This is a genomic window from Mucilaginibacter agri (genome assembly GCF_009928685.1).
Taxonomy (GTDB): domain Bacteria; phylum Bacteroidota; class Bacteroidia; order Sphingobacteriales; family Sphingobacteriaceae; genus Mucilaginibacter; species Mucilaginibacter agri.
Genome location: NZ_WWEO01000037.1, coordinates 1 through 16995 on the forward strand (window position 1 = coordinate 1; position 16995 = coordinate 16995).

Annotated in this window: 14 protein-coding genes; 7 read left to right on the plus strand and 7 right to left on the minus strand. The window is 45.8% G+C overall.

What is annotated here, in order from left to right; genetic code table 11:
- Window positions 1-221, plus strand: a 221-nt coding sequence (locus tag GSY63_RS02640) for a LamG domain-containing protein (protein WP_166584277.1), incomplete at its 5' end; no start/stop codon positions are given.
- Window positions 222-461: 240 nt separating this feature from the next.
- Here the strand turns inward: GSY63_RS02640 and GSY63_RS02645 are convergent.
- Together GSY63_RS02645 and GSY63_RS02650 are read right to left on the minus strand one after the other, a co-directional pair.
- A complete protein-coding gene (locus tag GSY63_RS02645) occupies window positions 462-1280 on the minus strand; it encodes a hypothetical protein (RefSeq protein WP_166584278.1) in 819 nt (272 codons plus the stop codon).
- Window positions 1225-2241 carry a type IV toxin-antitoxin system AbiEi family antitoxin gene (locus tag GSY63_RS02650; protein ID WP_166584279.1) on the minus strand — a complete coding sequence of 339 codons (1017 nt, stop codon included), beginning with the start codon at window positions 2239-2241 and terminating at the stop codon, window positions 1225-1227. The genes GSY63_RS02645 and GSY63_RS02650 overlap by 56 nt, the downstream gene beginning before the upstream one ends.
- 238 nt (window positions 2242-2479) lie before the next feature.
- Here GSY63_RS02650 and GSY63_RS02655 point away from each other — a divergent pair, with 238 nt between their 5' ends.
- Complete coding sequence (locus tag GSY63_RS02655) at window positions 2480-3178, plus strand: S24 family peptidase (protein WP_166584280.1); 699 nt, start codon at window positions 2480-2482, stop codon at window positions 3176-3178.
- A gap of 11 nt (window positions 3179-3189) precedes the next feature.
- On the opposite strand, the gene GSY63_RS02660 is transcribed toward GSY63_RS02655, so the two are convergent.
- From GSY63_RS02660 to GSY63_RS02670, 3 genes are all read right to left on the minus strand, one after another.
- On the minus strand, window positions 3190-3786 hold the full coding sequence (locus GSY63_RS02660) for a hypothetical protein (RefSeq protein ID WP_166584281.1): 597 nt from the start codon (window positions 3784-3786) through the stop codon (window positions 3190-3192).
- A gap of 51 nt (window positions 3787-3837) precedes the next feature.
- A complete protein-coding gene (locus GSY63_RS02665; RefSeq protein WP_166584282.1) occupies window positions 3838-5349 on the minus strand; it encodes an IS630 family transposase in 1512 nt (503 codons plus the stop codon).
- Between the two features lie 302 nt (window positions 5350-5651).
- Entirely contained in the window at window positions 5652-8306 is a 2655-nt protein-coding gene (locus tag GSY63_RS02670) for a PAS domain-containing protein (RefSeq protein WP_166584283.1), read from the minus strand.
- A gap of 436 nt (window positions 8307-8742) precedes the next feature.
- On the opposite strand from GSY63_RS02670, the gene GSY63_RS02675 reads away from it, so the two are divergent.
- Entirely contained in the window at window positions 8743-9993 is a 1251-nt protein-coding gene (locus tag GSY63_RS02675) for an MFS transporter (protein ID WP_166584284.1), read from the plus strand.
- 461 nt (window positions 9994-10454) lie between these two features.
- Here the strand turns inward: GSY63_RS02675 and GSY63_RS02680 are convergent, their stop codons facing one another.
- Window positions 10455-10880 carry a hypothetical protein gene (locus tag GSY63_RS02680; protein ID WP_166584285.1) on the minus strand — a complete coding sequence of 142 codons (426 nt, stop codon included), beginning with the start codon at window positions 10878-10880 and terminating at the stop codon, window positions 10455-10457.
- A gap of 401 nt (window positions 10881-11281) precedes the next feature.
- On the opposite strand from GSY63_RS02680, the gene GSY63_RS02685 reads away from it, so the two are divergent.
- Genes GSY63_RS02685 through GSY63_RS02695 form a run of 3 tightly spaced genes read left to right on the plus strand, consistent with a single transcriptional unit; the run spans window position 11282 to window position 15383 of the window.
- Entirely contained in the window at window positions 11282-12076 is a 795-nt protein-coding gene (locus GSY63_RS02685; RefSeq protein WP_166584286.1) for a hypothetical protein, read from the plus strand.
- Between the two features lie 5 nt (window positions 12077-12081).
- The gene (locus tag GSY63_RS02690) at window positions 12082-14430 is read left to right on the plus strand and encodes a lanthionine synthetase LanC family protein (RefSeq protein WP_166584287.1); all 2349 of its coding nucleotides are present in this window, start codon (window positions 12082-12084) and stop codon (window positions 14428-14430) included.
- A gap of 35 nt (window positions 14431-14465) precedes the next feature.
- Window positions 14466-15383, plus strand: coding sequence for an MsnO8 family LLM class oxidoreductase (locus GSY63_RS02695; protein ID WP_166584288.1), 918 nt, complete (start codon window positions 14466-14468; stop codon window positions 15381-15383).
- Between the two features lie 409 nt (window positions 15384-15792).
- On the opposite strand, the gene GSY63_RS02700 is transcribed toward GSY63_RS02695, so the two are convergent.
- Window positions 15793-16683, minus strand: a complete 891-nt coding sequence (locus GSY63_RS02700) for a DUF72 domain-containing protein (RefSeq protein WP_166584289.1) — start codon at window positions 16681-16683, stop codon at window positions 15793-15795.
- A 66-nt stretch (window positions 16684-16749) separates the two neighbouring features.
- Here GSY63_RS02700 and GSY63_RS02705 point away from each other — a divergent pair, with 66 nt between their 5' ends.
- The gene (locus GSY63_RS02705) at window positions 16750-16983 is read left to right on the plus strand and encodes a hypothetical protein (RefSeq protein ID WP_166584290.1); all 234 of its coding nucleotides are present in this window, start codon (window positions 16750-16752) and stop codon (window positions 16981-16983) included.
- Window positions 16984-16995 lie beyond the last annotated feature (12 nt).

Genomic DNA, 16995 nt, shown 5'->3' on the forward strand with positions numbered 1-16995 from the left:
ATGCGAATGTAACCGGCACGCCGGTTACCTTGACCTCGCCACCGAACCTGGCTATCGGAAACGAGATGCCAAAAACAGCTTATAATTTTACCGATCCGGACAGTCCAAGTGCTTTTTACGGGGCCAATTTCTTTGTTGGCTCAATCGACGATATCAGACTGTATAATAAAGTACTAAGCGATACCGAAGTAAATTCTTTGTATACGATGGAGCAACCCTGAAAGTGAGGTTGTTTCTGTGTCGGTTAAACTATTAAAAATCAAAAGAGGGCATTCAGTTGAATGTCCTTTTTTGATCCGGCTTTTAAACTAACCAGGCAAAAGATCATACTCCCGGAATTATTTTTGATCATAGTTATACTAAGTTCCCAAAAACGCCGGATTATTTATCCGCTAGGTTTAGTTTACAGCGCATCAAACAAGCTAGCTCTTAACCCTTATAAATATACCTTACGTTTGTATTCATGCATCATTCAAACCATTCAGCATGGCATTCCACCAGGTTGTCGGCCTGTTCGCTAAAATGACGGCGACCCTTTGCGACAGGGATTCCGAATCATTTAGCAGCAGCTTTAATTTGCGGCCGATCACACGGGCACAAACCAGCTGTAGATAATCACTCTCAGTGGTTTCATAAAGCTCCATGGTATCAAAATGCTCTTCATAGATATCTCCGGAGTAAAGATCAAAGTAGACCCGGATGATATGCTCGATATCAGTGATGTCTTTCGTACGTTGCGGGCGATCGTTATTGGAGATCAGTTTTAAAAGTATGATGCCTTCCATGGTACAGACCTTGATGTTGAGCTCTTCGTCTACCTGTACCGAATCTACGAAAGGATAGATCTCTTTGAACCCCGGCATATGGAAAACAAATCGCGGATCGGTCAGGCGGACGTGTCGGTCAGCTTCTTCTATTTCACCGAAGGGTAGCAGGTCAACCTCTATCGCTCCATGATAGAACAGCTTGATAGTTTCCGTTGGGTGCAGCGTAAAATGCCCGGTTGCCGCCAGGGCCTGTTTCAACTCCCGGAACTGCCCTTCGTTGCGGATCAGGATAGCCAGGTCGACATCATTGGTTTTCCTTAATGCGGCCGAACCGGTGTCGGTGCTGAGTTGGATATCCCGGGCCACCGCACCGACAACATAGTAGTCGATACTATAAGCTTTAAATACAGGCTCGATGTCCTTCAGCATGGCTGCGATTTCCGGGTGTAATAAGGGCTCAGTCAAGGTAGTTTTGTTTAACGCGTTCTGCGGTTTCGGTATTTCTGCTGTCATAATTGGTCGCCAGATCAGCATAGACCAATAAAGGCGGTACCAGACCAGGTGCTGCCTCCGGCTGTTCCTTATCCGGCCAGAACTGCTCAAGCAGTTCCACATTGCCGTTTGGATCCGGTACAAGCTTGAGCTGACGGATCAGGGGCAAGCGGCTTTGTTTGATATACAGCGTGAATTTCTCGGGGTGCAGATAGCCGGTCATCAGGGCTGCCGCATTTTCGCCGCCCCATTTGAAGCCATCAGGTTGAATATTTCTCCAGTTCTTCAGGTCTTCTGGGTTCATGAACCGGAATTTACCCACCCATTCTTTAGGGCGCAGGTTATTCCGGTAAGCTTCCACCCACCGCTGGATCAAGCGGGTTTTATTTTCTATGAAATCAGCTTTTTCGTTGTTGATGATGCCTTTTCGTAAAAAGCCCTCTTTGCGCAGTTCCTCCAGATAGCCGCCTACATTACCTAAGGCGATACCTGCTTCGTTAGCAACCTGGCGGTAAGGCCTGTTGAGCAGTTCCGGATAGCGCAGGATCGCGAACAGAAATTTCAGGCCGGCCGCTTTCCATAGTTTGCCTTCTACCGGCAAGCGGGTGGCGGTTACCTGCTGGTCGTTGATGAAAATAAATAACTTTTCTGTCTCGATAAAGCAATTGCCGGCCACCTCCAGATAGTTGATCTTAAGGTCTTTTAGCTCCTTTTTTATTGGCAGGGGAATATACTGGCAGATCAGCAGAAATGCTTTATCGGCAGCAGCCGCTATATTTTTGATCGCCGGGAGGGTATTATTGCGCAGTTCGTTTTTGATTTCTATTATAAAAGTTTCTTTGCGCTTACCCAGGTTCAAATCGATCAGACCATCATACTGCCGGCCGGTTTGCGTATACTCACCGGCTAATTCCAGGATCTCGCCACCGGTAAGTTCCTGCAGTTTTGCGGTCGCTTCATGAAATATTTCATGCTCTTTCATGTTCACTAAATTTAAATGTTCATGAATCATGAACATTTAAATTTAGTGAACGAATGGGAAAATTGCAAACTTTGTTCATGAATCATGAACAATTTATATTCATGAACATGCCAGGGAAAGACTATCAATGACGGAATGTTAACATCCCACGACAAAGCATAGATAGTCGTGATGGGATATTTTCTGTAAATATTCTGTATTTGTCTTTAATTTATTAAATTTATAAAAAAATAAATAGATGGCTATGGAAGAAACGAGGTCGAATAAAATAAAAAACATACGCCCTGAAACGCTGGAATTTATCATTTTATATAACCAATTACGTGGTAAGGCCTTTAATGGCAACGCAGAACTGGCAGAAAAACTGGGCTTTAATTCGCCGAGTTCCATTACAGAAATAATCAAGAGCCGGCAGAATATTGATCCGGAAAAACTGCGTATTTTTAAAGAGCTTTATCAGGCTGCGCTGAATACAGAAAAGCCTGTTATCGTTAAACGTACCCCTAAAGTAGCTTTTGAAGGTATTCCCATGTATGATATCACCGCAACTGCCTCTGGGGTCGAGGTGTATAACGATGTCAATGATATGCAGCCGGTGGGTCGTATGAACTTCCCCGGGATTGAGGAATGTGACTTCGCTTTGCCGGTCTGGGGCCATTCGATGTACCCTTATCTTGAGAATGGTTGCTGGGTGGCTTTGAAAGTGATCCATGACCGCAAAATATTACCAGGTGAGGTCTATTATATCGAATGGGGCGATTACCGGATGTATAAGCGCCTGCTGCCCGGCGTAACCGAGGATGAAGTTGTGGCTCACTCTGATAACACGGCGGAAATGATCGGCGACCAGTTAAAATATCCTCCTTTTGTGATTAAGCGGTCCGAGATCAAAAGGCTTTGCCTCGTTAAAGACATTCACAAAAAACATAACCATTGATAACATCGCGGTTATGGCTGCCGGAACGATTGGGACAATGCCGCTTTGATCCGCCGGATGTCGCTTTCCAACAGGTCGTGTATCTGCTGATACTGACCGCATAGATCGAATACGTTGATGGCATAGGTCGCATATAAAGCTTCGCTTTCCTGGGTACCGGTGTGTTTCAACCGGTCGGTCACATCCAGGACGGCCAGAAAAAGCAACTGGGATTTCGAGTTGAGCTCATGGATCCGGGCGATGGAAAGTTCCACTTCAAAATAAAGCGTGGCCAAATTGTATTTCCAGTTCTCCGCATTAATCTTCGACAGGCGTTCGTTTACCGTATTCCGCTCTTTTTGCAGAAAATCGATACTCAAAGGACTTCTGGAATCATTCCAGTTTTTCCAATACAGGATATTCTTTTGAAGAATGGCCATCGTTTCGGTGTTCACATAATAAAGGTATTCGCCGATTTCTACCTTTTTATCCCGGAAGGCGATCCTGGATGCAGAGCGGTTCTTTCGCCGGTCGCTGTAATAACTGAACAGGCCGGTCATGAGCTGGCTCAGCAGCACACCCGCTAAGCCTGAAAAGGCACTAACCAGTGCAATTGTGTTGGTAGTCATACCTTTTTAAACGGCATCCCATCAGCAAAGTTTCATAAAATACTAAAAAAATTAGTATTTCTTTGCCGCTTTGTTATGCAGGCTGTTCTCCGTTCTGCAGATATTTGCTTTATCAAATACGGGGACAACCAGTTCTTCGCCCCAGATCTTTTTTCCTGCGCGTTTAGGGTTCGCCTTATAATGTTCGTTCCGTTCGTGGAAATGGCGGTCTATAGCTTCTTTACAGGCTGCCACGTCCGGATAATTGCTATGGTGGATGACGGCCCTGGCCAGTCCGCTGAACACTGATTCGATCACATTCAGAAACTGGGAAGAGGCGGGGAGCGGGGCCAGCGCGATCACGGGATTATGGAGCGCTTCCCTGTAGTCATCGCTGTTCAACTTTTCAATATAAGTCACCAGGTCTTTAGAGCAGTGCCAGCTTGCTTTATCCCAGGACAGGTACAGCCGTTCCTGGTCCGGATACTGCAGGACCAGCACGTCGATAAGCCGGATCATTTCTGCAGTGTTCTTTTTCAGCGAGTAGAAATGGGTGACCTGGTTGGTAGAAAGTTCCACGGCCGCTGTACAGATCAACCAGCCACTGCTTTTTTGAATCGCGGGGATCGTGATATAGTCCCCCTTTTTTACAAAAGACCGGCCACCTTTCATTTTGACGCTGAAAGGGCCGTACTCGTCGATTGAGAAAAACTTTTCACCTGGCCGCAGGTTGCGCAGAATATCCTGGATGGCTGCAAATTTTTCACGGTACAGGGGATCCGGACTGGTCAGTTTTTCCCTGGATTTGAGGATGCGGTACCCCCGGTTCCTAAGCCCGCGGGAGACAAGCGTACTGCTGATGCGGACGTGATAAAGTTGCTCGTATACGCGTGCAAGATCTATTAATTTCCAGGTCGTCCGGTTAATATTGTAGATCTTGGGTGTCTGCCGTAATAGATGGATCAGGTTATCTTCGCGTTCTTTAATTTCGGCAAGTTTGGTATCGTTGATCGTATGGGTGCGCTGAAATCCGTCGAGCCCCTTTTTTCGGTACGTTCGCAGCCAGATCAAAACCGTATCCCGGCAGACCTCCTCTTTTGCCGCGATATCATTGACAAACCGCCGGTCAGCGCTTTCCATCAGGGCCACTGCTATCTGCCAGCGCTGGTGATCATTACCACTTCGCCATTGTTTTAAAATGGCCATATCCGCTTCCGGAAAAACATAGGTGCGTTGGCGGCTGATCTGATTCTTTTCACACCAGGAAAAGAAATTTTCCTTGAATGTGGAATAAGCATAGCCTTCAGGACAAAGCAGCCTGTATTTTTCAAAAGCGGCTTGCGCCCCCAGGTCGCCGCCGGCCAATTGCCGGATGATCTCCGGGATCACGCGGATCATTTCCACATATTTCGCCGTCGTCCGGTGGTCCGGTATGCCAACCGGCATAAAAAAATCTTTCGTTTTTATTTTTTCCGGGTACTGATCCCGGATCTTCCGGAATTCTGCAACGTAACATTGTACGCAATAACGGGATAAGTTAAGGTCCAGGGCGGCCTGCACTTTGTTAAACTTGTTGTCGTTCAAAAAAAGTTTCCGTAGTGCGTTGATCTTGGAAGCGGGGATACGGTGGACTTGCATAGGCGCCGAATTAGCCGAATGAGGTGAGCTTTTTCGTGGATATCGAAATATCAGCCTCATTACAAAATGAACAAAGGGAATGGGGATTAGTTTCAGATTGTATTTTCGGAACAGCAGGTAGTAATTTTTTTAGCCAGTTTTTATTACCGGAATGGTTTTTCTAACGAAAGGCCTTAGCGCCGCCGCAAACCCAAGTTACCGGTCAATTGTAGAACCGGGCAATGAAGTCTCCAACCCTGCTGAACAATTCAGCTGGTCCTATTAAGCGGAAGGCTGAAGTAAAAAATGCTTCCTTTTCCCGGCTCGCTTTTTGCCCATATCTTACCGCCGTGACGTTGGACGATCTCGGAACTGAGGTATAGCCCGATTCCAAAACCAGCAATATGACGTGTTTGATCGGCCTCTACCCGGTAATAACGGTCAAATATTTTCGCCAGGTCGTCTGGTGCAATCCCAATGCCCGAATCCTTAATACTGATGACGACCTCTTGCTGCGAAGCCGTGCAGTCGACTTTAATCTTCGTGGTTTTAGGTGAATATTTTAGGGCATTGCTGATCAAATTAGAGACAACGGAGCCGATTTTGTCGCGATCGGCATGTACCTCAATGGTGTCGCATCTGGTAAACCGGATTTCCTGTGTGCCGGGAGTCAGGCTCAGTTCTTCTACAATTTCCGAGATGAGCTCCCTGATATCGAAATCCCGTTTTTCAATATGGATCTTACCGGACTCCAAACGGGAAATATTTAAAAACCCATTGATCATGTTCATCATCCGTCGGACCTGCTGGTTCGCTTTTCCCATGGCGCCCACCAGGAAAGGATCCTGATGCTGTTTGAGCTTAGCATTGGCCACTTGAATAATCGCATTCAGCGAAGTCAGGGGTGTTTTCAGTTCATGGCTGGCCATGCCGATAAAACCATCCTTTTTGGCTAGTTCTGCCTCCAGTTGCTGCTGGGTCTTTTCGATGGTTTTGCGGGCCTGCACCTGTTCCGTTACATCTACCGTTATCGCTATTACGCCGCCAATGGCGCCGGTTGCATCGCGATAGGCCTGATAAACAAAATTCTGATAAACTACCTCCGGCCGCCCGTGCCGGATTAATGATACCGGTAATTCGTTGGCGTAAAAGGTCTCACCGGTCTCATAAACTGCTTTCATAACCTCCTCAAGTCCCTGGCCGCGGGCATCAGGCAAGGCGTCGAATACCGGTCTGTTCATGACATCAGATTGTGGTTTACCCCAAAGTTCGACCATCAGCTGATTGGCTACCGTGATCACATGGTCAGCTCCTGAAAGGATGCACATGGCCACTGGTGCCTGACTGATCATGGCTCTCAGGTTCTCTTCACTTTGCTCGACTTGTCGCCTGGCCAGTACACGGTCTGTGATTTCGAACGACATCACCAGAACGCCAGTATAGTCGCCATTGATATCTGCGAGTGGCTGGTAGGTATAATCCACAAAAGTTTCCCGGATACTGCCATCCGGGTTCTCAAATAATACCGGACTCTCCTTAACGTCGATCACCTCACCGGTCGCCATTACATGACGCAACTGGCCGGCGAAAGGCTGGTCAGCAAGGTCAGGCAGGATTTCCAAAAAGGGTTTACCAACAACCTCCGCTGCGCTTTTTTTCCAATAGTCCAGGTTGGCCTGGTTGATCATTTCCACAACAAGCTCTGGCCCGCGAATGACAACAACGGCGGCAGGCAGCATGTTGATCAGTAATTGTAGCCGCTGTTCGTTATTTTTTTGTTCTGTAATATCCCGGGTAATACCGGATACGGCTTCGACTTGACCTTGCTCGTTGAAAACGGGGCTAAGGATATAATCGTACATACGCCGGCCGAGAGTTGAATGCGGAAAGGACACTTCACCACGCACCTGCAGACCGGTAGCCTTAACCTGGTCGATTTCGCGTTCGTGCATTTCGGCGTGCCAGGGTTCATATCCGTTTTCCAGCAGGCTTTTACCTATAGCAGTCTCATAAGTTTTACCCCACATGGATAACAGGGCGCTGTTGACGTAAATAAAACGGTAATTCAGGTCAAATACATACATCAGGTCAGGTGTTCCGGAGGTGATGGCTTCATACAGTCTTTGTTGTTGACCGGAAACTTCTTTTGCGTTGCGTAACGCATCTTCGATCCGCTTACGTTCTGTAATATCACTGGCGGTACCGAACCATTCGACAATTTCTCCTTGTGAATCAAGGATAGGGACGGCACGTGAAAAGGTCCAGCCCGGTGAACCATCGGCACGTATGACCCTATGTTCCATTTCAAATATCTTTTTATACCGAATGGCGTCCTTAATCCGGAGATTTACCATTTTTAAATCATCCGGGTGAACATTCCGTTCCCGCCAGTAGCTGATGGGCTCATAAGTGTCTTTCAGGAAGCCTCGTCCGTCCAGTTCCTGCATGACTTTCCAATCCGCGCTCAGACTATAAATCACATCGGAACTCGCGGTAACCAATGCCCGGAAACGCTTCTCACTGGTAGTAACCAGCTGTCGTTCCCTGACCTGTTTGGTAGACTCCAACACCCAGGCGGCAATTTTAGTTACTTTGCCGTCACTGTTTTTGACAGGATTGTACACAAAAGTCATAAAAACCACTTCTTCTTTTCCGTGCCGGATGAGTTTCATTTCCGCCTCGTCAGCATAAAAAGGCTCACCGGTTTCAGCTACTTTGATCAGTTCCTGTTCCAGTGTAGTCCGGAGTTCCGCGAAGGGGTTCCAGCAGTTTTTCCCGAGAAGTGCTTCTTTTGACCTGCCGGCGACTTCGAGAAATTTATCGTTGACGAGTTCAATTACCAGCGTTTTGGAATCTAATAGGCAAATACCGATTGGTGCGTGAAGCACCATGTAGCGTAAGTCTTGGTCGTCGGTCAATTGCATAGGTTATTCGGCAGTATAAGTAGCTGGCCAAAATAACAAAAATTACAGGCTTTTGTTTAATAGAGATCCAGATAACGGTCTGGATAGAGCAGTCGGCATGGGTGATCGGTTAATCAGCTAATTGTCAAGTCTGAAAAAATATTATCTCAACAGTTAGGTCTTAAACTATTGTAATTATACCGATGTTAGACCACCCTGTCATTCGGATAGTAACAGCTAGAACGGGAAAACCGATTGACTGAGCCTTCTGCGTAAGCTAATAATCATGGTTGTTTAAGTTTAGTTTCCTTGGTCTGCGTCGTATGCGGGACAGCCTGGAGATGTACTTTTGGGGATAAGTTTTCAAGTAGAAGCTGCAAATACCATATGTTTTTATTATCAATCGTATTCTATCGGTTAATCAGTTCGTAATCAACGTAATTTATTATATTTAATAATGCGGCCGAACGACTTAACACAAACTGCACCCGTTGCCATTTTTTTTCTGGTTCTTCCTTACGGAATCAGCTCCGGATTTGTAGCCGTTACCTTACCTTTCTTGTTGGTACAACACGGTTTTAGTGTGGCTGCAACTGCGTCCATTACGGCATTGGGCTTATCAGCTAACCTGTGGCGGTTCTTATGGGCGCCACTGACCGACCTGACATTAAGCCTTCATAAATGGTACCTGATCGGCACCGTTCTTTGTGCCCTAACACTTTTGTTAATCTGTGGGATTCCATTGAAAGTGGCTTCATCATTTTGGTTAACCGTTATCGTTTTTATTTCACAAATCGCGGCTACACTGGTGGTCTCCCCAGTCGGGGGCTTTATGGCAAGCACTGTGCGTTCGGATCGGAAAGGACTTGCCGGTGGCTGGTACCAGGCGGGGAATGTTGGTGGAATGGGCTTTGGCGGCGGCGCAGGGATCTGGCTTTCCACCCACTATTCTTACCAGATCGCTATCGTATTGTTAGCGCTGATCATGCTGATATGTATGCCGACGTTGTATGTAGTAGTTCCTGTTGTGGCTGCCCAATCTCAAAAATTGTCCAGCCGATTCTGGTCGATGTTAGCTGATCTGAAAACGCTATCACGTTCAACCATTTCCCTTTATTCCATCGTCGTCATTACCACACCTGTGGGCATCGGCGCGGCGGCTTACATCTGGTCCTCAGTCGGCGGGGACTGGCATGCCGGGCCTGATCTGGTTGCATTTGTTAATGGTTTGCTCGGCGCATCTGTAACTGTATTAGGTTGTATATTCGGCGGCTGGGTGGCGGACAGGTGTGGACGGTGGTGGTCTTTCTTCGGTGCAGGATCAGTAATGGCATTAGTCAGCTCCATCATGGCACTTTCAGTTTTTACGCCTTTTACTTACACAGCTGGTATACTATTTTATGCCTTTTCTTTTGGCTGGGCATCCGCTGCGTTCTCTGCGGTAGCTTTGCTGGCTATCGGTTCGGATTTGGGTTCTACCAAATATGCCCTGGTGTCGTCCATCAGTAATTTAGCACCTGTTTATATGACTGCTTTGGATGGCTTGACCTATGACCGGTCCGGAATCAGGGCAATGCTGCTCACCGAAAGTATACTCGGTGGTATCTTTGTGGTCATTTCCTTATTAGTACTCGCATGGATAAATAGCCGAAAAACTGCTGATCTTCCAGGCAAGAGGGAAATTAGATCGTTGATTAAGGATGTATAAATATTACCGGCTATAAACGCTAGTAATTAAATACCTCAAACTTTGAGAAAGCCTTAACCCTTTTCGATCAGCCATATAATCGGTGAGTTGCGAATCTGTTATACTGAGAATAGGAGCAAAAACCGAATTGTAAAAGCTTTAAGCCATTTGGGACAAGTCGCTTTTTCAATTCTTTCTCATTTTCTATTCGTTTGGTTCAGCCCCAAATAACTTAAAAGCTTCTTTAGAAAATTCTATCTTGGAAGATTTTCCTTAAGCGAAAATGCGGTGTTTAACAGGACGCCTATGAAAAAATTTGCAATAAGGGTTTTTTGTTATTACCTTTCCAAAACCATATCAGAACCGATCCAAACGATAGTTATTTCCTGAAGTAACGCTCCCTATCGTATTTTTTCAACCTTGCCCAGCCGTATAATAGCCTGAATATCTATTATTTCTTAGAAATTAATATTAAACTTTTTTTATATGAAATATCGTATTAATGAGCTTGTAATTACAATTGATAGGGCACACTTAATCCCCGGCCACGGTTGGAATTTAGAGTGTGGCACAACCTCGGGTACGGATTGTGGAACGTCCAATGAACCAGGTTGCGGTACAACCTCAGGAACCGGTTGCGGAACTTCGAATGAACCCGGCTGCGGCACAACCTCAGGAACAGGTTGCGGCACCTCGAATGAACCCGGCTGCGGCACAACTTCAGGAACCGGTTGCGGGACCTCGAACGAGCCCGGCTGTGGTACAACATCAGGAACCGGTTGCGGGACCTCGAACGAGCCTGGCTGCGGCACTACATCAGGAACCGGTTGCGGGACTTCGAATGAGCCGGGCTGCGGCACGACATCTGGGACAGGCTGTGGAACTTCGAATGAACCGGGCTGCGGCACGACTTCAGGAACTGATTTCGGGTCAACTGGCAACATTGCCAGATGGTGGACGGAAGCAGAATCGATTATTAAGGCTGCTCAAATCGACCGTTTACTGGTCAACGAGAATACACGTGGTGAAATGCTGGAACTATTACAATTGAGCCAATATCATAACATTTCTCCGGAAACAGATTTAACAGAACTTAATGCGCTGGAGAATAAGCTTCAGGATGCACTCAAAGAAGTCCAAAGCCATATCGCCTTGAAATCTCGCAGGTCGAGAGAACTCTAGAAAAGCCTGGGCCATAAATATGGCTCTTGGCTTCCGCCAAATTTTATAAGTGCACATCAGGTAAATCAGAGTCTTAATAATGCTGAGCCCAATGAGACCCTGACGCCAATAAGAAGGGACAAGTTACGTGGAAAATATACCTATTTTTTCCGATGCTAATCGAATGTTGTCATTTAAAGCTATTGAGTATGCAAGTAATCTTGCCTTGTTAGGTGTGAAAAATATCGGTACGCGCCTGTATCTATATGGTCGGATTCCCATATCTCCTGATTGGCTTTTGCAGTTTCCGCAATCAAAGACTTTATATGAAGCAATCATTGTAAACAATCAGAACGCTGCGGAATTGCTTACGTCGCAATGGATAGAAAAGCAAGCCCCCATACATAATGATCGCTGGACGATATTTTTAAACAAGAATTGGGAGCGAAAGTCTTTCAGTTCAGCGCCGTACAAACTTTATGTCAATTTACATCCGGACAGCATACTGGACGAATTTAACACGGTTGTCAACCACTTTGCCACTTTTGACGTGCCTATTTTCAAGTTTTCGAAAGACGTTTTTAATTTACTGCGTCCCGATAAGATTGTCGCTTACTTAATGGATTTTAATACCCTGATTACTTTGGGCAAGGCGCTATCAGTCGCATTGAAATCAGCTAAAGTTCAACCTTTGCCATTCACGGCAGCATTCGATGAATCAGGAGTTGTATCATGCGGGTTCGATCCACCCGCAAAACTTACACAGTCGTTTGCGGCAACAAGCTGGCGGAGTGTCATTACTGAGCTTATCGCGCGGGCATTATCCGAAGGGTATCGTTCAAATATGGCCAGGAAGGAGCTTGTTCAAAATGTAAACTTTAAGCTGGACGCCATTGGCATTGACACAGAAAAATGGCTTCCTAAAGTATTTTATAATCTTTAAAGTCCGTGGAAATCACCAATACGCTCGAGCTTGCCGGCGATGTTATTATCACATCGGTTCTGAATTTAAGACCGGATATACGCCAGCAATTCATTTGCGAGGAAACTGATTTTGTTGTCACACGGCCGCAAGGCCGTGCGCGTTCCCTGGTCATTGAACGGGAGGTCGCAGAGTTCCTGGAAACGTTCCGGCAACCCATTACTTTTGCTCAGGCGATAACACTCTTTTCAAAGCAAAAGGAGATGGACGCGGATGCTTTTCTTAGGGACATTGAAGATTCGGTTAAGCTGCTGCTCAAAGCCAGATTTTTGATTGTATCAGGTTCTCATCTGGCGGCAGATTACAGCTTAGTTGCAGGGCAGGTGGTTGGCGATGTAACGATCTCGCATGGTATCAACATCATGGATGACACGGAGATTTACCGTTGTCACGATCCTGATCATAAGCAAATGGTCATGAAGATCGCCAAATCAGAAGGAGACGAGCGGACAGAAAACCTGATCAAGCGAGAATTCGATATTTTATCTGTGGCTCCGCATCCGCTTACACCATATCCCCACCGGATAGGAAAATATCAGAATAGGTCTTTTTTATTAATGGATTGGTGTGATGGACAGGATATTTTGACGGTAGCTAACCAGCTTAGGAACGCTAACCGTGATGTTTATCCTTTTAATCCGTTGAAGGACCTCGTTGTCCATATCCTTCGGGCTTATGAGTGGCTACATCAGGCGAAAATCATCCACGGCGATATTCACCCCAACAATTGCCTCACCACTAGAGAAGGGAACATTCACATTATTGATTTTGGGTTGTCACTTTATATTGTCGGTAATGATGCCCTGGCTTGCCATGAACGAACAGGCGTACCGTATTTTTATGATCCGTCTTTCGCAACTGCATATCTGAACCACACTACACCTCGTATGGCGGACGAGGGTACCGATCTCTATAGCCTGGCGGCCCTGTCCTTCTTTTTGCTTACAGGTCATCATTATCTTCCTTTCCGGCTGACGCACGAACATTTCTATGAGCAAATAAAATCTGAACCCCAAAGATCATTCCACGCTGTCGGTGTGCCAAGCTGGTGGGAGATCGAAGCTGTTCTTTCAAAAGCTTTGTCGAAAGATGAAAAAGAGCGGTTTTCGTCGGTTCGCGAATTCGCAGATGCGCTGGCAATATTGCATTTTACACCTGGCGAAAGCAAAAAAATCGTACAGAAAGCAAATCCTACAGCATCGTTGGCCGCAATTGCCAGGTATCAGACAAAGGGGCTGGATTTTGACTGGCCTTTACCCGCTCCAACGGCTCCGGTTCATTTCGGAGGTGCAGGAATAGCATATGCGCTTTTAAAATGCGCGGAAAAAGGTAAAGACCAAGCTGTATTAAGCGATGCCGATATCTGGATAACCCGGGCTAAAGAATCCAAAATGCTTCAGGCTTATCAGGACGAAAGCATGGGACTTACCTCCGAAGTAGCAGCACCTGGTTCCTTACACTATGGAAAGCTTGGCGTATGTGTATGTGAGGCGCTGATCGCTTATGCCCGATGGGATTATACCGTGTTAAACCAAACGCTTGCTGATGTTTGTCATCTCGCGTTAACTTCATCGAATGATTTTGATCTTACGTATGGAAAACCCGGAAGTTTATTGGGATGTGCATTGCTGCTGGCGACGATTCCCGATGATCCTTTGTTACCAATGAAGCATTCCATTCTGGAAACCGGTGAACAGTTAGTGTCAGCTATAACAACAGCACTTCAATCCCTGGGGCAGATCGCTACAAATAATATTTTAGTAGATTTAGGTATGGCGCACGGATGGGCTGGAGCACTCTATGCAATAATGAAGTGGGCTGAAACGACTCAGACGCTACCACATCCAACCGTCGAAGATTACCTTAACGAACTGATTCAATGTTCCATCTTAACTGCAGAGGGTCGGAGCTGGCCTATTCGTACTAACACCCCTCATCGTAAGACGGAGCGTTTCATGGGTAGCTGGTGCAAGGGCTCAACGGGATTTGTACACCTCTTTGGATTGGCTGCTCAGTTATTTAACAAGCCCGACTATTTAGAAATTGCGGGGGAGGCCGCTGATTTTACTTTTACCGCACCACAAAATGGGGCATCGTTGTGTTGTGGTGATGCTGGCATGGCTTATGCTCAGCTTTCGATGTTCCAGAGGACGCGGGAAGATAAATATGTTGGACGGGCTCAGGTGCTGGCTGATCGTGCAGCCAACTCGGAATTAAAGTTAGCCGGCAGTTTATATAAGGGCCGCTTGGGTGTACATCTGCTACTACTTGACATGGAAAACCCATTAGCCGCCAGAATGCCTTTTTTTGATTAACAATCGTTTTGAAATTATGAAAACCCTGCTGCTGAATGAATAAAACATCATTATCAAGTAACGTTTTGCCTTTTGGTATTCTTGATCTATGTAAGCGTCATGAAGCGCAATCCCCTGGAAGTGCTATTCGTGATATGTTAAATCTCGCTGAATTTGCAGACAAATTAGGCTATAATCGTTACTGGGTTGCTGAGCACCACGTTCCGTACGCTGTATCATCCGCGCCGGAGCTATTACTCCCCTTAATTGCTGCACGTACAAAAAGATTACGTATTGGAACAGGAGGAATGATCATTCGGTATTACAGCCCATACAGGGTTGCAGAAATTGCAAGCACGCTGCAAACCATAAGTGCAGAACGTTTTGACCTGGGACTTTGCCGGGGCCCTGGTGTCATTGATGATAGCATCGCCCAGGAATTGGTTAGCGGAAATAGTTGGGAGTTGAACGATGATGCCTTCTTCAGCAAAATTAAAAGAACTGTCGCGTTGATTCGTATGGGAAAACAGGTTAGTAACGGAATCCAGATACATACCCCCGCTGATACATTACCCCCAATTTGGTACCTCGGTACAAATCCCCATATCCTCGAACTTGCTAAAAAAATGGGCATACGCCTGGCCATCCCTTTATTTATAAGCAAGGATGAAGATAAAGCGCTTGCCGTTAATAACCTCTATAAGAGTCGCGTAACGGAAAGCGATGCTGATCTAAAATCAATATTAGCTGTAAGTGTGGTATGTGCCGACACGGATGATCAGGCAATGCTAAAGCATCAAGACTTAATTAACAACGGAAACATGCAAAGCAACTTTGTCGGCTCTTACCGAAATGTGTCTCAGAAATTATTGGATTTGCTGACCCGCTTTGAGATGGATGAGCTATTAATTACTACTTTTTCCCGTGATATTAACGAACGTATGGATACATACGGGCTGCTTGCAGAAATTTGAATGACGTTAGGTGTGAGAAATTGAAAAATCGTTTGGCAGATATTCCGTCCCCTCGCTTAGTGGCAATCTTAATAGCTAGAAAACGCCCGCATGATAGTTTGTTAACGTTTGGTAAGTTGCATAGTTTTGCGATACGCTGTAAGGGCGATCACAACAAAAAATATTCATCTTTTAGTAAGATAGCTCCTTTTAATTGATGAAGAGCTAGCTACATGAAAGTGGCATCACTGTTGCCGAATTGTCGAGGGCCATGAAGACCCGGATCAGCCTTAATTTCTTCATAGTAATCTAAAAATTGCCTTAAGTCAAATATGTTTGGGTTTTAAAACCGTCAAACAGGCGGCCTAACGCAGCATATCGCGCAGTATTCATTGAAGGAATCAGGCATCGGATAAGTTGTAGTTCTGTATTATACAAATCTTGGCCCAGAAATAGTGCTGCCTAGCGCGTGGTTAAGTCTTTTAATAAAGTAGTCACAGGCTTCGGGCACAAATTTTTCGTTGTTCTGGTGCATAAAGAACCATATGGTTTTCAACCCTATGCCTTTCCAGGCTTTCAGCCTTTCCACCCACTCGTCCATCCGGGTGTAATCGCTTGGTGCCAGATCGTTCCCGACAAAACGTATAATAGCTTCGTTAGTAGTCAGTTCCATATGAACGCAATCCCTTCTTCCAGCGGTGTCTGATATTACTGTACCTATATGGAGTTTGCGAAGCAATTCAAAAAGATCCTTACGGTTTGACAGGTTGCCAAACCAGTCTTTATGACGCAGTTCTACCCCGACCTTAATAGAAGCCGGTAACGCTTCCAGGTAAGCTTTAAGCTGCGGGAAGCTCTTAGGGGAGAAATTTTCGCCCAACTGCAGCAGTAAGGGACCAAGATGATCTCCGAAAGCAGTTAGACTCTGGTAGAACTTGGCCGTTTGTTCTTCCGCATTTGCGAGTTTGCGAATATGGGTGATGTGCTGTGGGAATTTCGGGCAAAACTTGAAATCCGGCACCTCCGCCACCTGCTGTACCCACTTGAAAAGCTGATCTGCAGTGTAGATCGTATAGAAGGTAGGACCAAATTCAACAGTATTGAAATTTTTGCTGTAGATAGGAAGCAATGCTTTATCAGGCGTTTTTTCAGGATATATTTTGCCAATCCAGCCTTTTTCGCCCCATTTTGCTGCACCGACAAATACTTTCAAATCACCATCCTGATTAGCTGTCGCCAATGTACGCTTTGTCCCGGTCGTATCCGGTGGCAGTGAAAAGTTAATAGCTTCCAGCGAGTCGTTAACATGTCCAAATTGCATCTGGTAAAATTAAAGATTAAGAAATTTCTACAGCACAAATCCTTATTTTAAATGTTTTATTTTGCAATGATGAAGGACGAGCATTATCCCGCTATAGGTTTCGGACTGGACTACGCCAATCAATTGATTTATTGTGAAGTGATCATGCGTGATAATTATTATGATGTGCTTTTTAATGGGGAACTGACAGCCTCGATCGCACATAATGTTGACTGGGATTGGTTACAGACATCCGGTGTTATCCTTAATGACGAAACGATCGCGGAAATCGGTCTTAAAATAGAAAGGTATTATCAATAAACAGAAATAAGT

What these genes read in the sequence shown, in the direction of transcription:
- GSY63_RS02670 (WP_166584283.1), bottom strand. Translation starts at nt 8,306, where the DNA reads ATGCAATTGACCGACGACCAAGACTTACGCTACATGGTGCTTCACGCA.
- GSY63_RS02695 (WP_166584288.1), top strand. Translation starts at nt 14,466, where the DNA reads ATGAATAAAACATCATTATCAAGTAACGTTTTGCCTTTTGGTATTCTT.
- GSY63_RS02705 (WP_166584290.1), top strand. Translation starts at nt 16,750, where the DNA reads ATGATGAAGGACGAGCATTATCCCGCTATAGGTTTCGGACTGGACTAC.
- GSY63_RS02675 (WP_166584284.1), top strand. Translation starts at nt 8,743, where the DNA reads ATGCGGCCGAACGACTTAACACAAACTGCACCCGTTGCCATTTTTTTT.
- GSY63_RS02700 (WP_166584289.1), bottom strand. Translation starts at nt 16,683, where the DNA reads ATGCAATTTGGACATGTTAACGACTCGCTGGAAGCTATTAACTTTTCA.
- GSY63_RS02655 (WP_166584280.1), top strand. Translation starts at nt 2,480, where the DNA reads ATGGCTATGGAAGAAACGAGGTCGAATAAAATAAAAAACATACGCCCT.
- GSY63_RS02645 (WP_166584278.1), bottom strand. Translation starts at nt 1,280, where the DNA reads ATGACAGCAGAAATACCGAAACCGCAGAACGCGTTAAACAAAACTACC.
- GSY63_RS02660 (WP_166584281.1), bottom strand. Translation starts at nt 3,786, where the DNA reads ATGACTACCAACACAATTGCACTGGTTAGTGCCTTTTCAGGCTTAGCG.
- GSY63_RS02650 (WP_166584279.1), bottom strand. Translation starts at nt 2,241, where the DNA reads ATGAAAGAGCATGAAATATTTCATGAAGCGACCGCAAAACTGCAGGAA.